This is a genomic window from uncultured Jatrophihabitans sp. (assembly GCF_964251945.1).
Taxonomy (GTDB): Bacteria; Actinomycetota; Actinomycetes; order Mycobacteriales; family Jatrophihabitantaceae; genus Jatrophihabitans.
In genome coordinates this window covers 41212-42094 of record NZ_CAXULP010000005.1, presented here as the reverse complement: position 1 = coordinate 42094, position 883 = coordinate 41212, and the positions used below count along the sequence as shown (strand labels likewise).

At 67.6% G+C, this 883-nt stretch carries 1 protein-coding gene; it reads right to left on the bottom strand.

Annotation, left to right across the window (positions count from 1 at the left end):
• A partial coding sequence (locus tag ACFFBG_RS11690; RefSeq protein ID WP_375478828.1) for a hypothetical protein occupies nt 1-883 on the bottom strand: 883 nt, incomplete at both ends.

Sequence of the window (883 nt, the reverse complement as noted above, 5' to 3'; positions counted from 1 at the left end):
GCGACCAGATCCACCGGCGGCTGGATCATCGGCGTCCCCAGCGCCGCACTGTTGTCCCGACTGTCCCCGTCGGATGCGTTGCTGACTTGCAGGAACATCAATGGTGCCGAGCCGAGCCACGCGTCGCCGCTAGAACTAGCCTTCGTCGAAAGCTTTAGCGCCGGCAGGGATGACGTGCTCTTAACCGATGACGAGGTGGTGCAGGCGTCGCCGCTCACCGAGCACGTCCAGCCGCTGCCCGTGCCTCCCGTGAACCTGTAGCCGCTGCTGACGTCGACGGTGGTCGTTCCGGTCGCCGTAGCCGAACCTCTGTTCAGAACTGTCGCCGTGTACGTGGCAGTTCCACCGGAGGCAATCGGCTTGCTCGGACCGCTAAGGCCGATCACGACCTCGGGTCCGGCGCTCCCGGTGGAGACGACCGGTGCGTCGCTCTCGCTTTCGCTGTCGTCGTCGCGGCCGCCGTTGGGGATGTCGTCGATGCTGGCGATCGCCTCGAGATACCCGCCGTCGGCGTCGTCGGCGGTGGGGTTTCCGGTGAGGGTGATGGTCAGCGCTGGGAGTGTGGCGCCGGCGGCTGGGGCCGCGGAGGTGGAGCAGGTGCTGCTGTTGGAGCAGGTCCACCCTGATCCGCTGCCGGACCAACCGCGGCCCCCGCCGGAGTTTTGGACGTTGATGAATACCGTGGTCGTCCCGGTCGAGGCCACCGTGCCGCTGTTGGTGACGTTCACCGACCACGACGCGGCGTGGCCTGTGTCGAATGCGCCGGTCTTGGCCGCGATGACCGGCTGCAGGTGGGGTGCCACCCCGAAGCTGACCGGTGTGGTGGTGTCGCTTTCGCTGTCGTCGTCGCGGCCGCCGTTGGGGATGTCGTCGATGCTGGCGA